Below are 21,574 nucleotides of genomic sequence, written 5' to 3' on the forward strand. Positions count from 1 at the left end.
TTCTTTCATGTGCTGAAGAACGGTTGCCGAGTCGAGGCGCTACAACTGAGCACGATCGAGCGCATCGAGCGTGCTCTGGCGGTGTTCATGGTGGTGGCGTGGCGCATTGCTCGTCTCATGCGGTTAGGCCGAACTTGCCCTGACCTCGATGCCGAACTGCTATTCGAGCCCGATGAATGGAAGGCCGCCTTCATCCTCAACAAGACGGCCCCACCCGACAAACCGCCACGGCTAAACGAAGTGGTACGGCTCGTCGCCAGGCTCGGCGGCTTCCTCGCCCGCAAAGGCGACGGCGAGCCTGGCGTCAAGACCATCTGGCTAGGCATGCAGCGCGTGGTGGATTTTGCTGCTGGTATCAGATACGCGCGTGAGCTCGAGCAGCAGACTTGTGTGTAATGGAATGGGCTATACCGGTCTCGCCTCGAAAGCGCTCGTCTACCTGAAAACAGAAAAGCACATTGCGATGCTGAACAAGACATTCGGTTCGTTGTTCATGCTGGCAGCGCTCGTGCTGGCGACGTTTCAGCGCGTGGTGCACTGAGCCATGAGCCTGTCCATGATCCACCATCCCGATCCGCGCACGCCTGAACTTTGTGCAGGGCCCGTGGTGCACAAGCTGGTGCGCCTCAGCTGCGAGCGTTACGCCGATCGAGCGGCAGCTGGTCGCACGAGTTGCTCGCGCAAGCCGATTGCGTCGCTGCCGGTCTGCTGCGACAGATCGGACACGCGTGATAGTATTGCGCCGCCAGTAATCCGAAGCGAGGAAGTTCAGCGTGAGCCCAGAGCGTAATCTCGCGGTCCTGCTGCGCGACATGGCCCCCACGCTGACGTCGCCGCGTTACGTCTTTTGCGCTTTCTCGGATCATCGCCTGCCGGATGGCGTCGAGGCCATCTGCCTGTTCCGCGAAGCCGAAGGCCTCACCGCGATCGTCGAAAAGACGTTAGCCGAAGCGCTGGGTTTGTCCTGGTCCTTCGAATCGCGATTGATCACGCTCGAGATCCACTCCGATCTCGCCGCCGTGGGCTTTCTCGCCACGGTTTGCACTGCGCTAGCCCGCGTCCGAATTCCCTGCAATGCCGTATCTGCCTACTACCACGATCACATCTTTGTTCCGGTGGATCAGGCTATACAAGCGCTGGAAGTGTTGCGATCCCTCGCCACCCCTCCTTCGTTTACCTCTACCCTTGCTGCCGACGACTGACGTCCAGGCATGATCGCCAGCTGAGCATCATCAGCATGGCGCGGCCGCTCGCCGCGATGAGCCAGACTGTCGGTCCGCGAAAGTTTCAAAACCACGCGTTCCTGGGCGCCGGAATACTTGCGTCAGTCCTCTCATTGGAAATCCACCGGGTGCGCGAGCCTGGCAGCGCAAGCTAGCTCGACGCGGCGCTGGCCTCCCTAGCGTCGCCAGCAGCCCCGCATTGCCGCCCGTCCAGAGCCAGCGCGGTCCGCGCGAACTCTACGACGAACTCAGTGACTTGCCGCGCCAGAGGCGGCTCTTGTTGCCAGTGGTGCCAAAAGAGTGGAATGCAGAGTCCATCCTGCGGCGCGAGATCGACGAGCTGGCCCGAAGCCAGCAGTTCTTCCGCCTGCTGGGCGGGAACGAGACCGTATCCATTGCCGCTGCGAATCGCGTTGAGCAGCGCGCTCGGCGATGGAAAGTAATGGCGAGGAAACTGTTTCAGTTCGACACCAAACTTCGATTTCAGGAAGGTGTCGTGAAGGGAGTCCTTGCGATTGAAGAGCACCGCCGGCGCCGACTTCGCGTCATGCGGTGTCAACCCGCGTGGAAAATAGTGCTGCGCGAACGATGGCGCGGCAGCGCACCGGTACATCATCGAGCCCAGCGAAATCGCGCTGAAGCCCTGCGAAGGCTGGCTTTCGGTGGAGATGCACCCCGTGACATCTCCCCGCGTCAGCATGTGCCGCGTATGATCCTGATCGTCGACGTTGATTTCAAGCGCCACCGGCAGTTGTTGAACAAGCGCTTCCGAGCACCTGTCGAACCACGTTGCGAGGGAATCCGAATTGACGGCAATCGCGATCGGCGTGCGTTCATTCCGTGAGGTGCGCAGTTTGAGGCTGACATAGACATCATGTTCGAGCAGGCGCAAGGCTTTCACGTGCCGCAGCACGACTTCGCCGGCAGCCGTCGGTAGTGCGGGTCTCTCGCGCACCAGCAGCACGGTGGAAAGCGCTTCTTCCAGGGCCTTGATGCGCTGCGATACGGCGCCACGGGTAATGTGGAGCGCATTGGCCGCCTGCTCGAAACTCCCGTATTCGGTTACCGTCGCAAACGCCTCAAGTTGAAACCGATCAAGCATAGTGCACCCTCGTGAGCATTTTTATGGGGTTTTTAGCAGTGCACTATATTCCACCCTAAATCGGCATTTCATCTCACAAAATTAATTTGATGCGCGCATTAAAAATCTTTTACCGACGCTCAATGCGCGCAGCGCCCCTTAACGCAACCCACCCGCGGCCACGAGTTGTTCGCCCGTCATCCACCGCGAATCGTCGGACGCGAGAAACACCGCAACGCGACCGATGTCGTCGGGCTGCCCCGTGCGCCCCAGCGGTGTCTGGCTGATCGCCTGAGCTTCCATGTCGGAGCCGATGACACCCGCACTGTGCGTACCTTCCGTCGCGACGACACCCGGATTGATCGAATTGACGCGAATGTTCCGCGGCCCGAGTTCGCGCGCGAGTACACCGGTGATCGCATCGACCGCCCCCTTCGTCCCGCTATAGACCGCAGTGGCCGGCGGAACGATGCGCGTGACGACGGAACTGACATTGATGATGCTGCCGCCCTCGCCGAGATGCTTGGCCGCGGCTTGCGTCGTCAGCAGCAATCCAAGCACGTTGACGTTGAATTGCTTATGGAAATGCTCTTCGGTGATAGCCTCGAGCGGCGCGAATTCATAGATACCGGAATTATTGACGAGAACATCGAGGCGGCCGAATTGAGAGATCGCAGCATCGACGATGGCCTGTGCCTCGGCAGCCTTGGATACATCTCCACCCACCGCGACGGCTTTGCCGCCTTTCGATACGATCGCATCGACGACAGCTTCGGCGCCGGCGCGGCTGCTGGCGTAATTGACGACAACGGCGGCGCCTTCGGAGGCGAGCGCCTTGGCAATACCCGCGCCAATGCCTTTCGATGCGCCGGTGACGATCGCTACTTTGCCCGATAGCTTGCTCATGGTGCTTTCCTTTACGGTTCGTAATCGATGAAAGAGGTCCGACGCCGAGTCCCTGATTGGACACGGCGATACGGACAGAAAACACCGTGAAGTTAAGCCCGCCCCCCGATCCGATAAAGCGGACGGCGGCGAATTAACCGCTCGCCAAACTCGAACAATCGCCCAACGCGAAACCGGGCGTGCGTCGGGCGCCTCGCTCACGCCTCGCTGAAGGCCGCGCTGCCGGCTTTGGCATCCTCACGGATGCCATCCAACTCCTGCAGGACTTCCAGAAATCGCCGAGCCCCAACGGTCTGCGCCTTCGCGCGCCACATCGCGTGAATCTCGACCGCAAGCGGCAGCCATTCGATCGATTTGAAAACGACGCCCGGCGGGTTCATCCGCCGCATGCTCGCCTGCATGATCGCCGCGCCCAGCCCCGCACTGACGAGCCCGAGCGTCGTGGAGACATGGGCCACCTCGAATTGGATGTCGGGCTGAAAGCCGCTCGCGGCGCATGCCGCAAGAAACCGCTCGCGCGCCGCGGGGTTCAGCGCCTTGGGAAGCGCGATCCACGGCATGCCGTCCAGGTCGGCCGGCAGCACCGCTGGCCGCGCAGCCAATGGATGATCGTCCGCCAGAGCCAACACGAAAGGCTCGCGTGAAAGCAGCCGCGTGCCGAACGCAGCCGCCTGAGCGGGCACGTTATAGGCAAGCGCGATATCGATCGAGGCGCGCTCGAGTGCCTCCGCCTGCTCGGCCGAACGCATCGCGGCAAGTTTGAGACCGACGCGTGGATACTGCGCGCGAAAGCGCCGCAACGCCGCAGGCAATCGCCCGTTGTGCACGATGCCTTCGCAATAGCCGATCGACAGCGAACACGTTTCGCCCTTGCCCACCTGTCGGGCACGTTCCTCCAGCCGGCTCGCCTGCGCGAGCAGATCGCGCGCCTCGTCGAGAAACGCGCGGCCCGCCGGCGTCAATCGAACGCGTTGCTTGATCCGCTCGAACAGCTGCAAGCCCAAGTCCTCCTCGAGCTGCCGGATCTGCCGGCTCAGCGGCGATTGCGATATATGCAACCGCTCCGCGGCCCGCGCAACATGTTCGGTCTCGGCGACGGCCACGAAATAGCGTAGCTGCTGCAGCTCCATCTCGAACCTCACTTAAGACCACAACGGTATCAACTGCGTCCAATTAAGTCTTGGACGGCATTATATCCGCCGCTCTAAGCTTTCGTCTCGATAACCCGTCGTTGCTCGCTGCGCTCACCGGTTCGACCCGGCCCGCGCAAGCGCAGCGGCCACCTGATGACGTACCTTCATCGAGAGTGACTTCCATGGAACGCCCAACACCTGCCATCGCATACGGCGTACTGCTCACGACACTCGTCCTGCTCAGCGCCAGTGGCCTCATCGCCTCCGACATCAATCTACCGGGCATGCCGCTCGCCGCCCACGAATTCGGCACGCCGATCGCAGCACTGCAGCACACGTTCAGCGTCTATGTCATCGGCCTTGCCATCGCACAGGCCGTGTACGGGCCGCTCTCGGACGCATTCGGACGCCGCCGTCTCGTCATGGGCGGTATGTTGCTCTACACGGTTGCATCGATCGGCTGCGCATTGGCGCCCGATGTCGCGACCTTCGGTATCGCGCGAATCGCACAGGCGCTCGGAGCCGGCGCGGGCATGGTCATCGGCCGTGCCATCGTCAGCGACATCTTCGATACGAAGACCGCGGCGCACACCTTCACCACGATCATGCCGATCGTGGGCGCTTCGCCAGCCCTCTCCCCGCTCGTCGGCGGCTATCTGACGACTTATATCTCGTGGCGCGCGCCGTTTTTCTTCACGGCGGCGCTCGGCCTTGCGGCGCTCGCACTGCTCGCGATGTACATCCCCGAGACTGCGCCGAAGTCGAGCCGCCAACGGTCGGTATGGCGCACGTTCCAGAGCTACCCGATGCTGCTCGCCCAACCGCGCTTCTGGTCCTATACCGTGAATCTTTGCGTGGGCTACGCCGGCTACCTCGGCTATCTGGCTGCCTCGCCCGTCCTGCTCGAGTCCATGGGACTCGATGCCAAGGCCATCAGCCATTGCTACATCAGCCTTTCGGTCACGTATATCGCAGGCAATCTCGTTTCGCGGCATTTCGCCAGGCGCTATGCGCTGAACCGGCTGCTCGGCGTCGGCTATCTGCTGTTCGCGCTGGGCGCGCTCGCACTCATTGGTCTCGGCGTGGATGGCGTGAACAGGCCGTTGCCGATGATTCTCGCCATTTCGGTCATCACGCTCGCCAACGGCTTTCTGGTTCCGCTGTCCTTCGCCGGCGGCGTGACGAGCTTTCCTTCGAATGCCGGAGCGGCATCGGGACTGATGGGTGCCATGCATCTGACAGCGGGCTCGCTGGCCATCTATGCAATCGCCGCACTGCCTGCCACGGTGCTCGCCCTGGCGCTTTTCGTTGCCGGCGTGGCCACGCTAGGCTGCATCGCTTTTCCGCTTCTACTGCTGCGTTCGGAACGGCCCCGCGCCGTTACAGCCGTGACTGCTGCCTGCCGAAGCTGACGATGTCGATGGCGTGCGGTCGATCGCCAAGCCTTACCGCCGCACGTCGCTCACGCGCTCTCGCGCACGATGAGTTCGAAACCGAGATCGACAGCCGGCCGCGCAACGCGCTCGTTATCGATGAGGGCCAGCAGCAGTTGCGCGGCGATGCGGCCCATTTCAGCGCGCGGGGTGCGCACCGTCGTCAGTCGCGGCACGGAGTCCGCCGAACCGGCGAGATCGTTGAAGCCGACGATCGCCACCTGCTCCGGGACGCGCACGCCATGGCGGCAGGCCTCGTATAGCGCACCTTGTGCGAGGTCGTCGTTGCCGAAGAAAACTCCGTCGACGTCCGGGCGCCGCTTCATCAACTGCAAAAACAGCTCCCCACCGAGCCTGACCGACGAGGGCGCCGGCGTCATGACTTCGAGGTCGGCGTCATAGATCCCGCGCCGCTGCAGCACGCTTCGAAACCCTTCGCCACGCTGCATCATCCGCAGATCGAGTTGGGCGGCGACGAACGCGTTGCGTTTGCAACCGCGCGCAATCAGATGCTCCGCCACCGCCTCACCCGCTTTCGTTTGCGAGAAGCCGACGCAATAAATTCCGTTCGCCGACGCGAGCTCCATCATGTGGACGCACGGCACGCCGCTATCGGCGATCAGCCGCCGGGCCGTCTCGGTGCGATCGAACCCGGTCACGATCATCCCGCTCGGCGGCGACGCGAGGTAGTGCCGCAGCAAGTCCTCTTCCGCGTCGCGCGAATAATGCGAGTTGCCGATCAGCATTTCGAAGCCTCGCGGCCGCAACACTGCATGGATCGCTTCGAGCGCATCGGTGAAGACATTGTTCGATAGCGACGGAATCAGTACGGTCACATCGTGGCTACGGGCGGACGCGAGCGCACGCGCCGCGGAGTTGGCCACATAGTTGAGCTCGCGCGCAGCCGCCTGCACACGCGTCACGTAGTCAGGCCCGACCGAAGCCAGCCCGCGCAATGCGCGCGACGCGGTGATGGTGCTGACCCCGGCGCGACGCGCCACCTCCTCGAGGGTCGGCCGGCCCGTGGCCCGGGTTTTCCTGGGTGTCGAAGTTGTCATCGTTCGGCTAGGATAGCGCTGTCTTATCGTCTGGACAACGGTTAAAGCAGGGTGACGAAGCGCAGATGCGAAGCCATCTGAGTTTCTCCGGACGTAGCTCGACGGCCCAATGAAAGGCCGATTTTTCAGCGCGCGAAAGACAGCGCTATCTCAAGCAGCGGGAGTGCGGATCAATGAACCCGGCGATTTCAGCCATCGTCGTCATGGGCGTGGCAGGCTGCGGCAAGACGAGTGTCGCCAAGGCGCTCGCGGAACGCATCGGCGGCCACTATATCGAAGGCGACGCGTTTCACCCGGCCGCGAACGTCGACAAAATGTCGCGCGGCGTCGCCCTCACGGATGCGGATCGTGCGGGCTGGCTCGACAGCCTGGCGGCGGAACTGCTGCGGGTCGCGGCGCTCGGCGCGCGACCGGTGCTCGCCTGCTCCGCGCTCAAGCGCCGCTATCGCGAACGGCTGCGCACGGCTGTCCCCTCGTTGGGCTTCGTGTTCCTCGACATCCCGAGACACGCGGCGCTCGCACGCATTGCGACGCGAGCCGGTCACTTCATGCCGACCTCGCTCGTGAACAGCCAGTTCGCCGATCTCGAGCAACCGATCGACGAGCACCTCACGCTGACGCTCGCCGCCACCGCGCCGCTCGAGGCCATCGTCGAGCGCGCCGCCCTCTGGTGCGGCGATCGAGCCGCACAGCCGATATTTTCGCCGCACGAAAGATAGCGCTATCTCACAGGAACCACTCGGCCGCGACTGGTGCCAACAGCGCTGACCGACACACCGCAGCAATTGAATTCGGGGACCGCCCCGGAGTTTTCGGGAGACAGGAAGTGACCACAACGGCAAGCAATCAAATGACCAAGCGGCGCTGGGTAATTGGCGTGCTGCTCGGCATCGGCGTACTCATCAACTATTTCGACCGCATCAATTTGTCGGTCGCGGCCCCTCAGTTGAAAGAGGCGTTCAACCTCACCCCGGCGGAGATGGGCCTGCTTTTCAGCGCGTTCTTCTGGCCGTACGCGCTGTTGCAGGTGCCGGCCGGGATCGTGCTCGACCGCTTCGGCGTCACGCGCGTCGGCCGCTGGGGTGCGTTTCTGTGGGGACTGGCCTCCGCCGTGACGGCTTTCGCAGGCGGCTTCGGCGGCATTTTCGCCGCGCGCGCCATGCTAGGCGTCGCCGAGGCACCCGGCTTTCCCGTCAGTTCAAAAGCGACCGGCTACTGGTTCCCGCGCAGCGAACGCGCGCTCGCCACGGCAATCTTCGATGCGGCCGCCAAGTTCTCCAATGTGATCGGTGTGCCGCTCGTCGCCTTCGTCGTCGTTCGCATGGGCTGGCGCTGGGGCTTCGGCGTCACGGCGTTGCTGAGCCTCGCGTACTTCCTCGCCTTTTTTCTGATCTACCGCGATCCCAGCCGGGACCGCAAGGTCAACGCGGCGGAACTCGATTACATCCGCCAAGGCGGCGCGACGCCGGAAGGCACGACGAGCGCGAGCGTGTTCGGCATGCTCGGCTACTTGCTGAAGAAGTCGAAAGTCTGGGGGCTCACGATCGGCTTCGCCGCCTATGGCTATTCGTTCTACTTGTTCTCACCTGGCTGCCCGGCTATCTCGTGCATACGATGCACATGAACATTCTGACGTCGGCCGAATATGCGGCGATTCCGTGGGCGGTCGCCACCGTGGCGGACCTCGTCGTGGGCGGCTGGCTCATCGATCACCTGATTCGCCGCGGCCACGACGAAACCCGCGTACGCAAGGGCGTGCTCGTGGTCGGCATGCTGTTCGGCCTCGCCGTGCTGGGCGCGACGCAGACAACGAACGCCGGCTGGGCGATCTTCTGGATCTCGATCGCGCTCGGCGGCCTCGCCTCCGCGGCGCCTGTCGGTTGGTCGCTGCCCTCGCTGATCGCACCGAAAGGCGGTGTGGGCACCATCGGCGGCATCATGAACTTCGTCAATAACCTGATGGGCGTGGCCGCGCCCATCGTCACCGGCTACATCGTCGGGTCGACGAACTCGTTCACCAATGCGTTCATGATCGCGGGCGTGATCCTCGCCATCGGCATCGTCTCGTTCGTGTTCGTCATGGGCCGCATCGAAGCGATCCCCGAGCCGGAGCAACAAGGCGCGCGCGATCGCGCGTCGGTGGCCTGAGTCGCCCGGCGCTCACAGCGCATCGAGCGGAATCTTCAGATACCGCACACCGTTCGATTCCGGCGCGGGCATGGCGCCCGCCCGGATGTTGACCTGGACGGACGGCAGAATCAACGTGGGCATACCGAGCGTACTGTCGCGGCGCGTGCGCATCTCGACGAAGGCTTCCTCGGTAATACCGTCGTGCAGGTGAACGTTGGCATTGCGCTCTTCGGCCACCGTGGTTTGGCAGCACGGTTCGCGCGAATCGGGCGGGTAGTCATGACACATGAATAGACGCGTCTCGGGCGGCAACGACAACAGCCGGCGCACGGACCGATAAAGCGTGTGCGCGTTGCCACCTGGAAAATCGCAACGGGCCGATCCGACATCCGGCATGAAAAGCGTATCGCCGACGAAAACCGCATCGCCTATCTGGTATGCGATATCGGCCGGCGTATGCCCCGGCACATGCATCGCACGCGCCGTCAGCGCGCCGATTGCGAATGTCTCGTCCGCGGCGAAAAGGTAGTCGAACTGCGTACCGTCCGCCGGCACGTCCATCCCCAGGTTGAAGATGCCCTTGAACGTGCGTTGAACGACCTGAATGGCCTCCCCGATCGCGATTTTGCCGCCCAGCTCCGCTTTGAGGTACTGCGCCGCCGAAAGATGGTCGGCATGGGCATGCGTTTCGAGTAGCCACTGGACGCGCAAGCGGTGCTCGCGCACGAAGCGGATGATGCGATCGGCCGATGCGCGTGACGTGCGGCCCGATTTGGGATCGTAGTCGAGAACCGAATCGACGATCGCGCAATCGGTCCCATCGCCCGAATGAACGACATAGCTGAATGTGGACGTGGCCGAATCGAAAAAAGGTTCGACGAAGGGCCGCATGGCAACCTCCAGTTCGTTCGAGATGTGTTTGCGCGTCAATATATCAGCCTCGGGGACCGATGAGGCCTTCGTCGCCAGCGTCAAAGACATCTATCCCGACAGTCGTCGAATGGGCGACGACGCACTCAGCGCGATTGCCGCCGGAGCAAGGCCGCGAACGCGAAGCCGCCGGCGATAGCTGCGTAGACCCACGCCATCGAGCGCGGCGACAGATGCGACTCGAAGCCCGGCGTGAGCCGCTTGGGTACACAGTGATAGTCAACGGCATAGGCGGTCGCGGCCGTCGCCGCGGCCACTGCCAGCGTCGTGCCCACACGTTTGCGTGGCGAACTCGGAACGAGCGTTTCGAACAACACGCCCCAGAACATGGCGGCGCATTGGTGAATGGCCAACCCCAGCAAGGTGTGGCGGACACTGAAGCGTGTCGCGCGTGGGGCTGCGTCGGGCCATAAGCAATGCGTCACTGCATTGATCGGCGCATAGACGGTCGTCCCGTCGATGCGCGCCCGCCTTCCGGCCGTGAGGGCCGACAGCGCGCCGGCCGCCGCGCCCGATGCCGCGACGTGCCGGATCAAAGAAGAACGCTCGCTCGGCGAGAAACGGCGCATGGCCTCGCGCAGCAAGGTTTCACATTCGCCGTCGCGGGCGCGTCTCGTGTTCATCGCGAAGCGTTCCATTTTTCAAGTCCTTTTTCGGCAAGCAGCGTCGTCCATGCCGACGCAATGCTGCGGTAGCGCTACCGCTTCGTCGAGGATACGCTTTTTCCTTCGCTATCGACGAGGTTGACCGAACGCCCCTTGCCGCCGGTTTTCACACTCGCCGCCTCGGTCGATTCGACGGTCGCCGGCAGTTGGGCATCCGGATCCGTGACGACGAGGCTCGTCGACGCGGACGTATCAGCGCCCGCACGCGCGAGTTCCGATGCATCGTCGAGCAAGGAGGCGGCCCATCGCGAGTAGTCGTTGAGACTTGACCAGCTACATCCGACGTTATCGGCCACCGTCTCGATTGCAATATTGCTTGCGTGGCCCCAGTAGGCCAGCGCCTTTTTCAATGCCGCCTGACTCTGCGCGGACGGCAATGTCAGAACCCAGTCGAGCGATCGCGTCGCCAGCACTTCATCGGCGATTTCCTTTTGTTCCGCGAGCGTCGTCTTGACTGTCTGCACATTCAGCTGGGTCATACGCTGCAGGCCGTCGAGGGTGCGATCCGCCATATCGCTGAGCGAGCCAATGGTGGACTTACCGATGCGACCGGCCGATTCGAGTGCGGGTGTGTTCATCTTGTTGCTCCGTCGGAAAGAGGTAGGACTCCTGTAACGCGTGCCGCACGGCACGCATTCAACTAGCGAAGCGCAAACCGTCAGCCCTTTTTCGCCTGGGGATTGCCGACCTTTTCTGCAAACTGCGAGAGCTTTTGATCGGTCGCCTTCTCTTCCTCCAGCGTTTGATGCAGCAGTTTCACCGCATCCTCCCGGCCAAGCTGTTTGCCGAGGGCGCAAAGCGTGCCGTACGCCGCGATCTCGTAGTGCTCGACTTTCTGAGCGGCGCCGATCAGGCCCGCATCGAGGATGGGCCCCTTCTCGAGTTCCTCGATCAGCTCCTGCCCTTCCTCGATGAGCCCCTCCATCGCCGCGCATTTCATGCGCTTCAAACGAATACCGCACATCTCCACGACCTTGTCGATGCGCTCGACCTGGCCGTGCGTTTCTTGCAGATGCGTCTCGAATGCCTGCGACAACTGCTCGTTGGTCGCGGCACGCGCCAGCTTACCGAGTGCACGTGTCAGTTGTTTTTCCGCGCTGTAAATATCGGAAAGATCGTGAATGAACAAGTCTTCCAGCGTTTGGCGTGCCATAGCGAACTCCCTTGGATCGATGTGAAAAGCGATCGCATTTGCGATCAAGCACAAGGCTCCGCTCACGGATGCAACGCACGTGCCTCGAAACGCTCGAACGCCATGGGAGGGGAAGCGGTGCTACCAGAACGCCGAAATACCGGCGATGCCTTGTGCGCCGAACGCTCGGGCCAGCCGGCAATCGGCGCGTGTCATGCCGCCCAGCGCATAGACCGGCAATTGCACGCTCGCGACGAGTTCGGCGAAGCGCCGCCAGCCGAGCGTCGGCGCGCCGGGGTGGGACGATGTCGGCAGCACGGGAGAAAGCGTCACGAAATCGACCCCAATGGCCTGCGCGTGGCGCAACTGCGCTCGTGTATGACAGGCGGCGCTGACCCACTGCGAGCCGGATGTTGGGCGCCGCGTCGAGCGCAGCAATCGTTCGCTATTCAAGTGGATGCCGTCGGCGCGTATCCTCGTCGTTTCGGCAGGCCCGTTCAGCATGAGCCGCGCGCCGTGACGGTGGCAAATCGCGAGGACCTCGCCGGCCAATTCGTCGAACGACTCGGCGCTCGCGTGCTTCGAGCGCAGTTGGATAAGCGCTATCCCACCCGCCAACGCATGCTCGATACGTGCGAGGAATGGGTCGAAGCGCCCGTCGGCCGGCGGCTCGGGTGTCACGAGCAGCCATTCAGGAAGGACTTTGTCGTCGCGCATGCGGCAAAGCTACCAAAAGAAGCTTGCCCTGTCATCGCCTCGGCGCCGCGCCGGTCTCGCCAAGCGCTAGTTGCTCGAGCCGGCGGATTGAAAGGTGCTGGATGGGCACGCCGGATCCTTGCCCCAGTGATCGGCGCAGACGTGCCACCGGCAAAACTGGCCTTCGATCAAACCACGCGTCGAACATTCGGCAACGCGCTCGGCCAATCCCGGCACCCCGCTCGTCGCGGTTTGCGTCTTCTGTGCCGCACCTGTCTTCGCCGGCGTCTTGCCGTGATTGGCATCGTAGGGCTTCGTACGCGCCACGATTGCGGCCAGCAGATCGACGTCCTGGTCGGTCTTTTTCGCGCCGGCATTCGCATCCTTGCGCGGATGCGCCGATGCGACGCGTTGTGCCTGATGCTTCTTATCGGCCTCGCGAACGGTGTGCGACGCCGTGGTCGTCTTCGTCGCCTTCGCCGTCTTCGTCGCCTCACGCGCCGCGACGGCGCTCTTCGCGTGCACTGCCGGCGCGGCCGCACTGCCCGATGCCGATGCGCCGTCGCTCAAGGCGCGGGAAAGACGCTCGCTGTCGGACGCACTCGCACCGATCGCCCCCATCGCGGCGGGTGCAGCGCTCGCCGCCGAGGCAAGCGCACCGGCAGGTGCGGTGGCCGGGCGATCGTTAGCCGCAGTATCGGCCACGATGACAGCCGGCTGCGGAGACGATGCCGTCGTCTTGAGCGTGTCGGCCGCGGTGCCTGCTGCGTCGGCTATGACCGTCGCGGCCGCCGCGCTCGCTGCCGGTACTGCCGCCGCCGTCTTTTGAACACCGTCGAGCGCCGATGCCACGGGCGGGCTCGTCTGGCCATCGTCCCGTGACACGCGCTGCCACTGCCAGGCGCCGAATGCACTCAGGCCCAGCGCCGCGGCGACGACGACGATCCAAAGCTTGTTGGAGCGGCGCGTCGGATTCGGCTGCGCAGCGACACGGCCTTCCAGATTCGCGAGAATCCGCGAATCGTTATCAGCGGCGCTCTTGGCCGTCTCGGAAAGCAGGCTCGGCCGCGCTTTGGAACTGGGACTGTCCGGCGCACTCATTCACTGTCTCATTGAATTTGGGTTTAATTCGCCGCGATAATGCAATCCGGCCCGCCTTGCAGCAGGCCAGATTCTAAGATCAAGCATTACAAAAGACAATTTATTTCCCAGCTACGGGGCCGAACTTGATTGCCGTTGCGCTTACCGCCTATTTTGCTCTCGCCGTCACGCTGGCAGCCGTGCTGCTATTGCCACAGGCGCGTACCGCACTGATCAATGCCGCGCTTCATATACAGCGCCGCGTAGGACGTCGCGCCTCGCTGCGTATGACACAAGCACGCGATCGGATAAGGAAATCAGTAAAAATTTCGCGATCGACGATTGGAAATACGAAAAAAATACTGATTCGACGTCGCTTGATGATTTTCATTACGACAGGTATCCTTGCCGCGCCTCCACTGCTTGCAATTGCACTGCGCGGCAAGCTGTTATTTCAGTATGACGGCGAAACGCGGGCGCCCGACGAGAAAATCGCCGCTTTGCTGCATGGCGAACAGCTCGTTCCACCGCCGCCGTTGCCGCCGGAGGTTTTCGCGACGCAAGAAGTCGAACAGGTCCGTCCAGCATTACGCGACGCGAGTCGCGATTGGAGTTTGCTGGATGCGGACTTTAGAACGCGGCTGTTGCTCGTGTACAAAATCATGCGCGAGCAATACGGCTATGAAATGGCTTTGCTCGAAGGTTACCGAAGTCCGGATCGACAAAACCGGCTGGCGCAGCTGGGGGGTGTCACAAATGCTGCCGCATATCAGAGCTATCACCAATACGGCCTCGCCGCCGATAACGCCTTTTTGCGAGACGGCAAGCTCGTCATTTCAGAAAAAGATCCGTGGGCCATGCGCGGTTATCAGCTGTACGGGCAAACGGCCGAACAGGTCGGCTTGACCTGGGGCGGACGATGGAAATTGATGGATCTGGGGCACGTCGAATATCACAAGCCCGGATTTGTTCTGCGGCGCGCCGCCGCCCTTTCCGTTTCCACCCGGTAATCGAATCAAAAGCTGCTTTTGCCGCGCTGTCGTCGCGCCATTCATATAGAAGAACGTCTTATGCAACGCCTGCTCAATGCGCTCACCCATAAACGCACGATGACCGTTTTCGGCCTGCTCGTCGTCGCCATCATCCTCTTCGGAGGCGCGCTCTGGTTCGACATTCCGCTCGCGTGGCCCGGCGCGGCGTTCGCTGGGCTCCTGCTGATCGTGCTCGTCGTCTGGCTTTGGAGGCGCCGGGCCGCCCGGCGAGCCAACAGCAAGCTTGGCGAGATGCTCGAACAACAGGCCGAAGCCGACAAGGCCGCCGCGGTCCAGCAGCCTGCCAAGCAAGCGGAGCTCGACGTTCTGCGCACGCGGCTCGTCGATGCGGTACGCGCGATCAAGACATCGAAGATCGGACAGATATCGGGCGGCTCCGCGCTTTATGAGCTGCCGTGGTACATCGTGATCGGCAATCCTGCCGCGGGCAAGAGCAGCGCCGTGCTGAACTCCGGGCTCCAGTTTCCGTTCGCCGACAAGAACGACGCGGTAATTCACGGGATCGGCGGCACGCGCAATTGCGATTGGTTCTTCACGACCGAAGGCATCCTGCTCGATACAGCCGGCCGCTATTCGGTGCACGAGGAAGATCGCACGGAATGGCTCGGTTTTCTCGGGTTGCTCAAGCGCTATCGGCCCAAGGCGCCCATCAATGGGATCATCGTCACGGCGAGCATCGCGGAGCTGACGTCGAGCCGTCCCGATGCCACCATCAACCTCGCCCGCAGCTTGCGCCAGCGCGTGCAGGAATTGACCGAGAAGCTCGAAGTCTTCGCCCCGGTCTACGTCATGTTCACGAAGGCCGACCTGATCACCGGCTTCGCCGAATTCTTCGGCGGGGGCGAGCGCCATGAATACGAACGCGTCTGGGGTGCCACGCTGCCCTATGAGCCCGACGAAAGACGGGACGTCGTCGCGCAGTTCGACGAGCGTTTCGAGGAACTCTACGAGGGCTTGAAGGAAATCAGCATCGCCCAGATGTCGATCAATCGAGGCAACAAGCTGTCGCCCGGGCAACTGAGCTTCCCGCTCGAATTCCTCGCCATCAAGCCGGCGCTGCGCATGTTCCTCGCGACGCTGTTCGAGAACAATCCATTCCAATACAAGCCGATCCTGCGCGGCTTTTATTTCACGAGCGCACTGCAAGAGGGCCAGACGAACAGCGCCGCGGCGCTTCGCATCGGCACGCGCTTTGGCCTCGCGACCGACAATCTGCCCGCGCCGCAGGCGCCCTCCTCGCAAAACGGTTTTTTCCTGCGCGATCTGTTCTCGAAGGTGATTTTCGCCGATCGCCAGACCGTGCGACAGTTCGCGAGCCCGGCCAAGACACGGCTGCGCTACGGCACGTTCTTCACGTTCGTCGCGGTACTGGCGCTGGCGCTCGGTGGCTGGACGTGGTCCACGATCGGCAATCAGCAGCTCGTCGCGAACGTGCAGGCCGATCTCGACAACGTCGTTCGCATTCAGCAAGGCCACAACGATCTCCAATCGCGCCTGCAGGCGATGGACATTCTCGAAGACCGCATCGATCAACTCGAACAGTTCCGCCGCGATCGACCGCTCTCCGTTTCGCTCGGCCTGTATCAGGGCGATCGCATCGAGCAGCGCTTGCTCGCCGAGTACTACCGCGGCGCAAAGCAATTGATGCTCGATCCGGTCTCGCAGAACCTTGCATCGTTCCTGCGCGACGTCAATGCGCACCCCGATCAGTTGACACCGCTCACGCGCCCTCCCGAATCGGGCGCCGTGACCGTTTCCGCGCGCAGCGGCACGTCGGCGCTGAATCAGCAAAACGCGCAAGGCGGGCTTTACAGCGATGCCTCGCCGAGCAACGTCGAAGATGCCTATAACGCACTCAAGACCTACCTGATGCTGTCGGACAAGCGTCATGTCGAGGCGGCTCATCTGACCGATCAACTCGCACGTTTCTGGCGGGGTTGGCTCGAGACGAATCGCGGCAACATGCCACGCGGCGACATGATCAGGAGTGCCGAACGCATGATCACGTTCTATCTCTCGCGTGTATCCGACGACGACTGGCCGATGATCGACGCCAATCTTTCGCTCGTCGATCAGACCCGCGAGAACCTGCGCCACGTCGTGCGAGGCATGCCGGCGCGTCAGCGCGTGTACGAGGAAATCAAGGCGCGCGCTTCGACCCGGTTCGCACCGATGACGGTGGCGCGCATCGTCGGCGACAACAACGCCAATCTCGTCGCCGGCAGCTACGCGATTCCGGGCACGTTCACGCGCGATGCCTGGTTCCAGTACGTGCAGCCCGCCATTCGCGATGCCGCCACGAAAGAGCTGCAGGCGAAGGATTGGGTGCTCAACACCGCGTCGCAGGACGATCTCACGCTCGAGGGCAGCCCCGAACAAATCCAGAAAGCGCTGGTCGGCATGTACAAGACCGACTATGCGCAGCACTGGCAGCGCTTCATGCAGGGTATCGCCATTCAGGATTTCGGCAGTTTCGATCAGGCCGTCGCATCCATGAACCGTCTCGGCGACCCGCAGGATTCGCCGATTCGCAAGATCTTCGAGACTGCATACGACCAGACCGCCTGGGACAATCCGGCACTCGCTTCCACTACGCTGCAGCGCGCGCAAAAGGGCGTGAGCGGCTGGTTCAAGCGGATGTTCTCGTCACGCGAGCAGGCTGCGCAAAACGCCGGCATCGACATCGATCCGGGCGCGCTCGCGCCGACGACGATCGGCCCGGTGGGCACGGCATTCACCGGTCTTGCGCGCATCGTCGCCAAGCAGGGAGACAATTCCTTGCTTCGGGGCTACATGGAGACGCTCTCGAAGGTGCGCACGCGCTTCAATCTGCTCAAGAATCAGGGCGACCCCGGCCCTGGCGCGCGCGAGCTGATGCAGCAAACGCTCGAGGGCAACGGCTCGGAGCTTGCCGATTCGCTGAAGTTCGTCGACGAGCAGATGCTCACCGGTCTGACCGACGATCAACGCAAGGCGCTGCGTCCGCTGCTCGTGCGCCCGCTGATGCAAGCGTTCGCCGTCGTGATCGGGCCCGCCGGCGACGAAGTGAACAAGGTGTGGAACGCACAGGTGCTCCAGCCGTTCCAGACATCGCTTGCGAACAAGTATCCGTTCATGGCCAATGCGAAGGTCGAGGCCGGTGCCGGCGAAATCGCGCAAGTGTTCGGCCCGGACGGCGCCGTCTCGAAGTTTGTCGGGACCACGCTGGGGCCGCTCGCGGTCAGGCGCGGCGATACGCTGAGCCCGCGCACGTGGGGCGGCATGGGCGTCGCGTTCACGCCCGACTTCTCGAGCGGGTTCGCACGCTGGGTCGCCCCGCTCTCGGGCGCGGCGGCAGGCGGCGCGCAAGCGACGGCGGAGCCGCAAACCGTCTTCCAGATCCTGCCGCAGCCCGGTGCAAAGACGACCGAATACACGCTGACGATCGACGGCCAGCAACTGCGTTACCGGAACACCCCCGCGCAGTGGGCCAACTTCGTATGGCCCAACCCGCAGGGCGCTGCCGGTGCCACGCTCACGGCGACGACGTTCGATGGCCGCACGATTCAGCTCGTCAACGAACCCGGGCGCTACGGGCTCGAGAAGCTCATCAATTCGGCGCAACGCAAGCGCAATGCCGATGGCACGTTCGACCTGTCGTGGACGCAAGGCGATGTGACCGTCGCATTCAGCATGCGCATCGTCAGCACGTCGCAACCGCAAGCCGGCAGCGGCGATGCGCCTCAGCAACAGAGCTTGCGCGGCACACGGCTGCCGGCGAGCGTCGTCGACGTCGCCGCAGCCCGTGCGAATGCCGCGGCCGCAAGCGGCTCGACGCCGGCGACGGCGGCCGCTTCGGGCGCGACGACGGCCGCCACTTCCGGTCCGACGCCGAGCATCGACTCGCCGCGCACCGTATCGACCAATCCGGCCGCCGCCCCTGCCGCGGCCACGAACCCGGGAGCCGCGCAATGACGCAATCGGTCCAGGCGCAATTGGCCTATTTCGGCAAAATCCCCTCGCGCGGCGATTTCGTCAAAAGCACGAACAATCCGCAGCTCCTGCAAACGCTGGACCGCTGGATTGCGCAAGCGATGGAGCTTCTTGCCGAGGATCCACGTTGGAAGATCGTCTACGAGAACGCCCGGCCGATGAACTTCGCGTTCCTCGGTTCGCAAAGCAAGCTTGCCATCGCCGGTCACATGATGGCGAGCCACGATGTCTCGTCGCGGCGCTTTCCGCTGGTCGCGGCAACCGCACTCGAGGTCGAGCGCCCGCTCGCCTTCCTCGCGCGCAGCCCGCTCGCATTCGCGCGGCTCTGGTCGCGCGCCGCGGCTCAGATGCGGGAGCTTTACGAGTGCACCGAGCCGAGTGCCGCGTTGCAGGCATTGGGCGACACGCAGGTCTCGATCGACGCCGGACAATCGAACTCGCACGACGGCACGTTTTCGGATTTCGTCGAGCATCAAACCTTGGCCGGGCTCGAGCAGATGTTGCTCGCGAGCGGCCATCCGGTACGACTGCGCGGTGCGATGCTCGCACTGGGCTCGCTGCTGAAGCCCGTGATGCAAAGCAAATCCCGGCATCTCGAGCGCGGACTCACGTTGCCGTTGCCGAACGACACGTTCTACCGAAGCCTGGTTGCGGCGTTCTGGCTCGAACTCGTCGCACCGTTTCTCTCGCAGGCCGATTTCGAGGTCGCGATTTTCATCGGTACCGTTGCCGAACGCGAGCGTCTCGTCATCGGCTTCAACGGCGCATCCGCAAAAACGCTTCATAGCGTCATCGATCCGCAGGCTTATGCGACACACAACATCGATATTGACGATCCCGAATGGGTCGACGAACACGCGCAAAACGAACCGGGCATCAGCAAGCTCGTCAGCTATCTGGAGCAACCTCAGCTCTCGCTGCGTATCGCCATCGATACGTTCCGAGAAGCATTCATCGGGGCGTAACGCGATGGTTGCAATTCTTCCTGGTGTGCTGACGCGCCTCGCGGCCGTTACGGCATTCGTCTTGGCGGCCGGTTCGACAGCCGGTGCCGCATTCGCCGACACTGCGGGCCCCGCCAGTGTCTCTCCGGTCGACAACAGCGGGATCGGCATCCGCTCGACTCCGATAGCGCCGACGCAGTCGTCCGGCCAGGCCGCCCAGGCGGGGCAGCCGCCCGGCGCGGCGAACACCGCGACACGCGTTCCGCCGTCGGTCAACGCGACGCCGGGACAAGTCGTCGCCAGCGGCAAGGTGCCCGACGAATCGACGCGCGCGGCCGTGCTGCAGCGTCTGCGCGACACCTATGGCACGGCCAACGTCGTCGATCAGATCGAGGTGGGCAATGTCGATACGCCGCCGAACTGGGCTGCCAACGTTCAAAAGCTCATCGGTCCGCAGTTGAAGCAGATCAGCAAAGGGCAGTTGAAGATCGACGGAACGCAGATCGACGTCAAGGGCGAGGTGGGCAACGAGGCGCAGCGCCAGCAGATCGCCAGCGATATGGCCAATGCGCTCAATCCCACGTACACGATCAAGAACGGCTTGCGAGTCAGCGCGTCGGAGCAAGGTGTGCTCGATAGCACGCTGGCGAACCGCACGATCGAGTTCGAGACGGCAAGCGCGATGCTGACGCCGCAGGGGCGTTCGATCCTCGATCAGATGGCCGCGGCGCTCGCCAGGCTGTCCGGCAAAACGGTGGAAATCATCGGGCACACGGACAACTCGGGCAATCGCGCTTCGAATATCGCATTGAGTCAGGCCCGGGCCGACGCGGTCAAAGGCTATCTCGTGACGAAGGGTATCGCGCCGCAATCGATGACGACGATGGGCGTCGGGCCCGATCAACCGATTGCATCGAACGATACCAGCGATGGACGCGCGCGCAATCGGCGAATCGAGTTTCGTGTCGGGAAGTGAATAGGGCGACGTGTCGATGCATGTCGATGCATATTGCATCCGGCGCGAAGGCTCATTGCGCGTCCGGCTTCACCCCCAGCAGTTCACGCAAATGCGCGAGCGATCCATCGTCCTTCACCACGGCAGCCAGCCATTGATGCAGCGGCATGTCGGCCCATTCCGCGGCTTTGTCCGCCAAATAGGCTGCCGGACTATGCGGCTCCGTCGCCCGTAAGAACTGGGCAACGGCACGCAATTGCGCGACCGCATCGGCACGGTTGTGAATCACGCCCGGATGCCGGGCTTGCTGCGTCGAAACCATTGGCGTTCCTTGCGAAAGCGGCGTCTTGAATGTCGGCTCGGCGCGCTCGACGCTCGGTGCCGCTGGCGGCTGCGCGGCGCTGCCCGAAGACACCTCGACACTCACGCCAACGTCGCGCGCGAATCGCTCCGCCAGCCCATGGACGAAAGCGTAGGAGTCCTTGACTTGCCGAAAACTCGGGGCGGCCTCTTGCGCACGTGTCTCGAGTTCTTGTTCGAGCGCGAGCATCGCCGCCTCGAACGCTTTCAGATCGGCCAGCAACGCGCGATAAAACGGCACCGGCGTTGCGCGCTTCGCCGCATCGATCTGCTCGAACGAGGGTTTGCCGCGCGCAATGTCGTCTGCGTGATCGGGGTCGCGCTTGATCGCCTGCGCGACATTCGATGCGACCTCCCAATCGATGGCGGTGAAGCTGGCGCTCGATGTCTGCGTCAACGGCATTTCGCGCAGCAGTTGCGCAGTACGACCCACGAGCCAGGTCACGTTGCCAAGCCGGTACTCGGTGTCCTCGCCTTCAGCCAGCGGATGCACCTTGTCCCAGTACTGAGCGCAAAGCCCGCTCAGCAACGTGTAGCCTTGCGTCAAACCCGACATCCCTTGCTTGATCGCAAGGGCCTCCGTCATCCACGCGGCAACGCGCAGATCTTTCGTCCGCTTGCTCAGCAGCTCGGTGCACCGTTCGATCACGAGGCTCCAGTTGGCCTCCTTGATCTCGGTCACCCACTCGCCCTGATCGAGCGATGGGTCGTCGAAACGGCGCGCATGCTGAATTTCGTCGAAATCGTTCGAAAACAACATATCCTCGCCGCATGTCGATGCGCCGTCCAACGGCGCCAGAAGCGGTGCAAGATCGATTGCCATC

Annotated in this window: 20 protein-coding genes and 1 pseudogene; 10 read left to right on the plus strand and 11 right to left on the minus strand. The window is 63.1% G+C overall.

Translation table 11 applies throughout. The features are described 5' to 3' along the window. From GWC77_RS01840 to GWC77_RS30230, 3 genes are all read left to right on the plus strand, one after another. Positions 1-396 (plus strand): IS4 family transposase (locus GWC77_RS01840; protein ID WP_302181256.1); only part of this gene is annotated, 396 nt, incomplete at its 5' end. 4 nt (positions 397-400) lie between these two features. Beyond that, entirely contained in the window at positions 401-541 is a 141-nt protein-coding gene (locus tag GWC77_RS01845) for a hypothetical protein (RefSeq protein WP_173255160.1), read from the plus strand. Between the two features lie 232 nt (positions 542-773). Next, entirely contained in the window at positions 774-1,202 is a 429-nt protein-coding gene (locus GWC77_RS30230) for an ACT domain-containing protein (protein WP_173255161.1), read from the plus strand. Positions 1,203-1,374: 172 nt separating this feature from the next. Here GWC77_RS30230 and argP read toward each other — a convergent pair whose 3' ends face one another. The 3 genes from argP to GWC77_RS01865 all read right to left on the minus strand — a co-directional run bounded on the left by argP (position 1,375) and on the right by GWC77_RS01865 (position 4,340). After that, the gene (gene argP / locus GWC77_RS01855; protein WP_173255162.1) at positions 1,375-2,325 is read right to left on the minus strand and encodes an HTH-type transcriptional regulator ArgP; all 951 of its coding nucleotides are present in this window, start codon (positions 2,323-2,325) and stop codon (positions 1,375-1,377) included. 138 nt (positions 2,326-2,463) lie between these two features. Further along, positions 2,464-3,210, minus strand: coding sequence for a glucose 1-dehydrogenase (locus GWC77_RS01860; protein ID WP_173255163.1), 747 nt, complete (start codon positions 3,208-3,210; stop codon positions 2,464-2,466). A gap of 197 nt (positions 3,211-3,407) precedes the next feature. Then, complete coding sequence (locus GWC77_RS01865) at positions 3,408-4,340, minus strand: LysR substrate-binding domain-containing protein (protein ID WP_173255164.1); 933 nt, start codon at positions 4,338-4,340, stop codon at positions 3,408-3,410. A 185-nt stretch (positions 4,341-4,525) separates the two neighbouring features. On the opposite strand from GWC77_RS01865, the gene GWC77_RS01870 reads away from it, so the two are divergent. Then, the gene (locus GWC77_RS01870; RefSeq protein ID WP_173255165.1) at positions 4,526-5,755 is read left to right on the plus strand and encodes a multidrug effflux MFS transporter; all 1,230 of its coding nucleotides are present in this window, start codon (positions 4,526-4,528) and stop codon (positions 5,753-5,755) included. A 50-nt stretch (positions 5,756-5,805) separates the two neighbouring features. Here the strand turns inward: GWC77_RS01870 and GWC77_RS01875 are convergent, their stop codons facing one another. After that, on the minus strand, positions 5,806-6,834 hold the full coding sequence (locus GWC77_RS01875; protein ID WP_173255166.1) for a LacI family DNA-binding transcriptional regulator: 1,029 nt from the start codon (positions 6,832-6,834) through the stop codon (positions 5,806-5,808). A 173-nt stretch (positions 6,835-7,007) separates the two neighbouring features. Between GWC77_RS01875 and GWC77_RS01880 the strand changes: the two genes are divergently transcribed. Together GWC77_RS01880 and GWC77_RS01885 are read left to right on the plus strand one after the other, a co-directional pair. Next, positions 7,008-7,553 (plus strand): gluconokinase, encoded by a 546-nt coding sequence (locus tag GWC77_RS01880; RefSeq protein ID WP_173255167.1) that lies wholly within the window; start codon positions 7,008-7,010, stop codon positions 7,551-7,553. Between the two features lie 131 nt (positions 7,554-7,684). Beyond that, positions 7,685-8,982: pseudogene (locus tag GWC77_RS01885) on the plus strand (MFS transporter). A 12-nt stretch (positions 8,983-8,994) separates the two neighbouring features. Here GWC77_RS01885 and GWC77_RS01890 read toward each other — a convergent pair. The 6 genes from GWC77_RS01890 to GWC77_RS01915 all read right to left on the minus strand — a co-directional run bounded on the left by GWC77_RS01890 (position 8,995) and on the right by GWC77_RS01915 (position 13,488). Further along, entirely contained in the window at positions 8,995-9,855 is an 861-nt protein-coding gene (locus tag GWC77_RS01890; RefSeq protein WP_173255168.1) for an MBL fold metallo-hydrolase, read from the minus strand. A gap of 125 nt (positions 9,856-9,980) precedes the next feature. Next, a complete protein-coding gene (locus GWC77_RS01895) occupies positions 9,981-10,517 on the minus strand; it encodes a hypothetical protein (protein WP_367948983.1) in 537 nt (178 codons plus the stop codon). A gap of 74 nt (positions 10,518-10,591) precedes the next feature. Further along, a complete protein-coding gene (phaP, locus tag GWC77_RS01900) occupies positions 10,592-11,137 on the minus strand; it encodes a TIGR01841 family phasin (RefSeq protein ID WP_173255169.1) in 546 nt (181 codons plus the stop codon). Positions 11,138-11,217: 80 nt separating this feature from the next. Next, entirely contained in the window at positions 11,218-11,712 is a 495-nt protein-coding gene (locus GWC77_RS01905; RefSeq protein WP_173255170.1) for a ferritin-like domain-containing protein, read from the minus strand. A 120-nt stretch (positions 11,713-11,832) separates the two neighbouring features. Continuing rightward, a complete protein-coding gene (locus tag GWC77_RS01910) occupies positions 11,833-12,408 on the minus strand; it encodes a thiamine phosphate synthase (RefSeq protein ID WP_173255171.1) in 576 nt (191 codons plus the stop codon). Positions 12,409-12,474: 66 nt separating this feature from the next. Further along, complete coding sequence (locus GWC77_RS01915) at positions 12,475-13,488, minus strand: hypothetical protein (RefSeq protein WP_173255172.1); 1,014 nt, start codon at positions 13,486-13,488, stop codon at positions 12,475-12,477. Positions 13,489-13,613: 125 nt separating this feature from the next. Here GWC77_RS01915 and GWC77_RS01920 point away from each other — a divergent pair, with 125 nt between their 5' ends. Genes GWC77_RS01920 through GWC77_RS01935 form a run of 4 tightly spaced genes read left to right on the plus strand, consistent with a single transcriptional unit; the run spans position 13,614 to position 20,411 of the window. After that, entirely contained in the window at positions 13,614-14,477 is an 864-nt protein-coding gene (locus GWC77_RS01920) for a M15 family metallopeptidase (protein ID WP_173255173.1), read from the plus strand. Between the two features lie 60 nt (positions 14,478-14,537). After that, positions 14,538-18,473 (plus strand): type VI secretion system membrane subunit TssM, encoded by a 3,936-nt coding sequence (tssM, locus tag GWC77_RS01925; protein ID WP_173255174.1) that lies wholly within the window; start codon positions 14,538-14,540, stop codon positions 18,471-18,473. After that, entirely contained in the window at positions 18,470-19,456 is a 987-nt protein-coding gene (tagF, locus tag GWC77_RS01930; protein ID WP_173255175.1) for a type VI secretion system-associated protein TagF, read from the plus strand. The genes tssM and tagF overlap by 4 nt, the downstream gene beginning before the upstream one ends. A gap of 4 nt (positions 19,457-19,460) precedes the next feature. After that, positions 19,461-20,411: an OmpA family protein gene (locus tag GWC77_RS01935; protein WP_173255176.1), complete on the plus strand. Its 951-nt coding sequence runs from the start codon at positions 19,461-19,463 to the stop codon at positions 20,409-20,411. Between the two features lie 52 nt (positions 20,412-20,463). Here the strand turns inward: GWC77_RS01935 and tssA are convergent, their stop codons facing one another. Continuing rightward, a complete protein-coding gene (tssA, locus tag GWC77_RS01940; RefSeq protein ID WP_173255177.1) occupies positions 20,464-21,573 on the minus strand; it encodes a type VI secretion system protein TssA in 1,110 nt (369 codons plus the stop codon). Position 21,574: the final 1 nt, after the last annotated feature.

The sequence above is a fragment of the Paraburkholderia sp. NMBU_R16 genome (assembly GCF_013282575.1).
Lineage (GTDB): Bacteria > Pseudomonadota > Gammaproteobacteria > Burkholderiales > Burkholderiaceae > Trinickia.